The organism is Flavobacterium sp., assembly GCF_044368625.1.
In the GTDB taxonomy this organism is placed as follows: Bacteria; Bacteroidota; Bacteroidia; order Flavobacteriales; family Flavobacteriaceae; genus Flavobacterium.
Genome location: NZ_JBIPPD010000224.1, coordinates 1 through 5,256 on the forward strand (window position 1 = coordinate 1; position 5,256 = coordinate 5,256).

The following is a 5,256-nucleotide window of genomic DNA, read 5'->3' on the forward strand; positions in this document are numbered from 1 at the left end:
GCTCCTTTTTTGAACTTTTAATTGAATTTTTCTCAATCAATCCCAAACATTATGATAAATCAATACTTTTGATTAAATTTGCCTTACCTTCTTAAAAAAGAATTATTATGACAAAAACGCAAAGCCAAAAGGAGATTTCATTCGAAGATTTCAAGACTGAAGTTTTAATCGATTACAAAATTGCTATAACCAGTAGAGAATGTAGTCTTTTAGGACGTCGAGAAGTATTGACAGGAAAAGCAAAGTTTGGAATTTTCGGTGACGGAAAAGAAGTCCCACAATTAGCTATGGCTAAAGCGTTCAAGAATGGCGATTTCCGTTCGGGATACTACCGCGACCAAACCTTTATGATAGCCATTGGAGCGATGAATATCCAACAATTTTTTGCCGGTTTATACGGTCACACCGATTTAGATCACGACCCGATGTCGGCCGGACGTCAAATGGGTGGACACTTTGCCACACATTCTTTAAACGAAGACGGAAGTTGGAAAAACCTTACTTTACAAAAAAATTCGAGTGCCGATATTTCGCCCACAGCTGGACAAATGCCGCGTTTGTTAGGATTGGCACAAGCCTCTAAAATATACCGAAATGTTTCTGGAATAGAAGATAAAACCAATTTTTCTATCAACGGAAACGAAATCGCTTGGGGAACCATCGGAAACGCAAGTACGTCCGAAGGTTTGTTTTTTGAAACCATCAATGCTGCAGGAGTACTTCAAGTACCTATGGTAATGAGTGTTTGGGACGATGAATATGGTATATCGGTTCACGCTAAATACCAAACCACTAAAGAAAATATATCTGAAATTCTCAAAGGTTTTCAACGCGATAACGATGCCAATGGTTTCGAAATCATTCGTGTTAAAGGTTGGGATTATCCAAGTTTGATTGAAGCTTATCAAAAAGCAGCAACCATCGCTAGAGAAGAGCATGTTCCGGTTTTGATTCACGTGAACGAGCTGACGCAACCGCAAGGACACTCCACTTCGGGTTCGCACGAACGCTACAAAAATGCCGACCGCTTGCAATGGGAAGGCGAATTTGATTGTATTCGTCAAATGAAATTGTGGATGATGGCTTTAAACATTGCTACTCAAGAAGAGTTGGACGAAATGGAAGCCAATGCCAAAAAAGAAGTGCTACAAGGAAAAAAAGCAGCTTGGGAAGCTTTTGTAAATCCAACCAAATCAGAACAAACGGAAGTCTTGAATGTATTAAACGAAGTTGCAGAAACAAGTGCCAACAAAGCCATTATTTCTCCTTTAATCAACGACTTAAAAAGCATCAAAGAACCGATCCGGAAAGACATTCTTGCTGCCGCTCGAAAAGTATTGCGATTGACTATTGGCGAAAGTAAACACAAATTACTTTCCGATTGGATTGTAAACTATACCGAGAAAATTCAACCAAAATTCAGTTCACATTTATTTTCAGATTCCAATCAACAAGTTACATCTGTTACTGAAATTTTACCTACATACAGCGACAACGCCGAAGAGGTAGATGCACGATTGATCCTTAGAGATAATTTTGATGCTATTTTTGCCACTCATCCCGAAACGCTAATTTTCGGAGAAGATGCAGGAACCATTGGTGATGTAAACCAAGGCTTGGAAGGCATGCAAGATAAATACGGCGAAATGCGCGTTTCTGATGTAGGAATTCGTGAGGCTACTATTTTAGGACAAGGAATCGGTATGGCGATGCGTGGTTTACGACCTATTGCCGAAATTCAATATTTGGATTATTTGCTTTACGCCATTCAAATTATGAGCGATGACTTGGCAACCTTACAATACCGTACACGTGGCCGTCAAAAAGCACCCCTCATCATCCGAACTCGTGGTCACCGTCTCGAAGGCATCTGGCATTCCGGTTCTCCAATGGGAATGATCATTAACGCCATTCGAGGTATTCACGTTTTGGTCCCAAGAAACATGACCAAGGCGGCTGGTTTTTACAACACACTTTTAGAAACGGATGAGCCCGCTTTAGTGGTAGAATGTTTGAATGGATACCGTTTGAAAGAAAAAATGCCTTCAAATATTGGCGCTTTCAAAACACCGATTGGTGTGGTTGAGACCCTTAAGGAAGGCTCAGATATTACCGTGGTTTCTTACGGGTCGACGTTGCGATTGATCGAGCAAGCCGCTAAAGAATTGCAAGCCGTGAACATCAATGTCGAAATTATTGATGCACAATCGTTGTTGCCTTTTGATATCAAACACGATATTGTAAAAAGTGTGGCAAAAACCAATCGTCTCTTAGTAATTGACGAAGATGTTCCTGGCGGTGCATCGGCTTTTATTTTACAACAAATTGTTGACGAACAAAATGCGTACAAACATTTAGACAGCAAACCGGAAACCTTGACGGCAAAAGCGCACCGTCCTGCTTACGGAACCGATGGCGATTATTTCTCAAAACCTTCAACAGAAGATATTTTCGAGAAAATTTATGCCATCATGCACGAAGCAAAACCCGAAATGTACCCAAGTTTGTATTAAAAATTTTAAGGATTACGGCTCCAGATATTCTTTACGCCATATTCCCTCTTTATGATACAGTCGTCCCGATGAAAAATCGGGACGATTTCCCTTTTTCAATGCTTTGGGACGCGGTTTAACGGCTCACTTTAGGCTTCTCCCGAAACTTCGGAATAATCTTTCGGCTTTTTTATGGAAATGCAAATTTTATTAGGGTCGATTGAAAACACTTATCATAAAATAAATAAAACCAAATAAAACCACTATTATTCCCGAAATCAAACAAATTGTGCTTACTGGATGTCCTGATTTTGTAGTAAAACCAAATCCACAAAGAAAAATACCAAACGCTATGAAAGCAAGTGAAATTAGTAATTTAGTATTTTTTGTCAAAATCAGATGACTTTAGTTTTGTTTAAATCGTTCGAATGTTTGCCAATATTTGTCCTTATATATTTCATAATCTATCTCAAAATTGTTGGCGTACTTTTTTTGTGTTTCATAAAAAACTTTTGATGGCTTTCTAAAATCTTTACATGCAAAATAGATTGCTCTTTCTCCATTTGCAGTTTGTCTACCCACATTTAAAAATCCTTCTTTATCTTTTAAAAAAGTCATCATTTCTACTTCAATATTCCCTAAGGTTTCGTAGTCAGCGCTGTTTGGCATTCCGTTATTATAACTACCATCATACTTGATGGTCATCACGGCCAACCATGCGTGTGAAGCTTGACGGTCCCAATTTAGCAAATGTGCATTTACAACGGCAACAAGTTTGTTACCATTTTCTAATTCAGCTTCTAAAATGGAATAGTCATCATTTTCAGTTTCGTATCGAATTCCTTCGTACTTTTCAGTAAACTCTTTTTGACGCCAAATCAAAAAATCTTTAAGTTTGGCAATCGGTACAAGTTGCTTTTGTGCTTCAATTTTACTTGTAATTTGCAAATTGTCAATGATATTCACAAAATCAAGTTCGCCCAAATAATTGTCTAAAAAAATATAGGTTCCAATAGTTATATCTTGCCTGTTATCATTGTTCAAATCGCTATGAACAACACAAATATCAATTTCATCTGGATAATTGGGTAAATCGTTTGAATAAAAAAATAAATTTTTGTCATTAAAATGTATTCCGGCCATTTCTATAGAAACGTCTTCAATTTTTGAGGGCGGTTTTAATGCAGTAAATTTCCAACCATTAATTTTTGGCCCAGCTTGTACCAACTCTTCAACAAATACAATGTTTCGAGGATTTCCATCAGCGGTTACAACTAATTCTGCCGTAGTATCATCAGCCATTCCAGTCAAAAAGAAATAGCCCTCCTTGAGTTCTTCCAGTTTTGGCGCTAATTTACTAAAAAAGCCTTTTTCAATGTTGTTCCCTTTTTTAACAACATTATAAAAGTCCCTCTCATTTTTTTGAAACCAATTCCAAAAATCAATGTAAGAAGTTATAGGTTCTTCTTTCTTCCCGAAAATATTTTTAAATAAATGCATTTGTTAGTTTGATAGCGTGTTTTAATTACTGAAAATCAATTGATTAAAATAAATCTTTCCGAACTATTCTTTTGATCATAAACGAATGTAAATAAATTTCGTCTTTCTCACAAGTAAACTAAAATATTCGATACAAATAGAGACGCTAATTCTAATACCACAAAAAAATGCATCGTCTGATTTTGGTAATTTTAAAAAAAAAAGTAAAGGTCGTACTTCATACAGTTTCCAATTTTTTTCGTTTTGGTATTGTATTTGCCATAATCGCCTTAACTTTAAAAAAGTTATAAATCAATTAAACCTAAAAATTATGAAAAAGATTATTTTGACCTTAAACATGGTAGCTCTGGTAGCATTGGCTTCTTGTAAAAATGATCCACCTCCGCCTCCACCACCTGCTCCAGTACCACAAGTTGTTACAACACCTCCTCCACCGCCTCCAGCTCCTGAAGTTCCAGCAAAAGAAGAAGAAAAAGACGGCACTACTGTAAGCGTCGGAAGCGACGGCGTAGAGGTCAGCACCAAAAACGGGGACAAAAAAACCGTAATTGATGTAAAAGACGGAAAAAGATCGATAGAGATTAAGAAATAATTGCACAAAAAAACCGAAACTACATTACTGTATTTCGGTTTTTTTCTTTTCAATCAAAAATAGTTTTTTAATTTCCTCGATAGGTAGCATATCCAAAAGCAGAGAGCGTTATGGGCACGTGGTAATGTTTGGCATCTTTAATTTCGAAAACAACTTCTATAAAAGGGTAAAAACTTTCAATTTTGTCTTTCTTAAAATAATCGTTTACAAAATAGGTCAATTTGTAAATTCCGGAATTCGCTTTCTCGTTGCTCAAAAAATCGGTTATTCGACCGTTTGTATCGGTTATCTTTTCGTCCACAAACGACCAGGTTTTTTTACCAATATTGTATTGTTCTAACTTAATGGAAACACCAGCCGCTGGCAAACCTTTGGAAACATCTAGAATGTGACTGGACAACTGATACGTTTTTTCTTGAGCAAATGTAAACGTCGAAATCATTGTAAAGGCAAGAGTAAAAAGTACATTTTTCATTTGTATAAATTTAATGGATTATTAAAGTTTTTTAGTAGAAATTCCAGCTTCTGCAATACCCACGGATTGAGCGATAGTGTCATCATTTTCAGCACTTCCGCCGCCGGAAATACCAATGCTTCCGATAATTTCTTTTTGATAATAAATAGGAGTGCCGCCACTTAACAACAATAATTCGGGTAGGGAATTGAGGTTTT

5 protein-coding genes are annotated in these 5,256 nt (G+C 36.8%); 2 read left to right on the top strand and 3 right to left on the bottom strand.

Annotation, left to right across the window (positions count from 1 at the left end; all coding sequences use genetic code 11):
* The first annotated feature begins 107 nt into the window (after nucleotides 1-107).
* Nucleotides 108-2,513 (top strand): thiamine pyrophosphate-dependent enzyme, encoded by a 2,406-nt coding sequence (locus ACIQ2X_RS13565; protein WP_396179468.1) that lies wholly within the window; start codon nucleotides 108-110, stop codon nucleotides 2,511-2,513.
* Between the two features lie 384 nt (nucleotides 2,514-2,897).
* On the opposite strand, the gene ACIQ2X_RS13570 is transcribed toward ACIQ2X_RS13565, so the two are convergent.
* Nucleotides 2,898-3,992, bottom strand: a complete 1,095-nt coding sequence (locus ACIQ2X_RS13570; protein ID WP_396179469.1) for a DUF695 domain-containing protein — start codon at nucleotides 3,990-3,992, stop codon at nucleotides 2,898-2,900.
* A 310-nt stretch (nucleotides 3,993-4,302) separates the two neighbouring features.
* Here ACIQ2X_RS13570 and ACIQ2X_RS13575 point away from each other — a divergent pair, with 310 nt between their 5' ends.
* A complete protein-coding gene (locus ACIQ2X_RS13575; protein WP_396179470.1) occupies nucleotides 4,303-4,584 on the top strand; it encodes a hypothetical protein in 282 nt (93 codons plus the stop codon).
* A 67-nt stretch (nucleotides 4,585-4,651) separates the two neighbouring features.
* Here ACIQ2X_RS13575 and uraH read toward each other — a convergent pair whose 3' ends face one another.
* Both uraH and ACIQ2X_RS13585 read right to left on the bottom strand, forming a co-directional pair.
* The gene (gene uraH, locus ACIQ2X_RS13580; protein ID WP_396179471.1) at nucleotides 4,652-5,059 is read right to left on the bottom strand and encodes a hydroxyisourate hydrolase; all 408 of its coding nucleotides are present in this window, start codon (nucleotides 5,057-5,059) and stop codon (nucleotides 4,652-4,654) included.
* A 21-nt stretch (nucleotides 5,060-5,080) separates the two neighbouring features.
* Nucleotides 5,081-5,256 (bottom strand): heme-binding protein (locus ACIQ2X_RS13585; protein ID WP_396179472.1); only part of this gene is annotated, 176 nt, incomplete at its 5' end.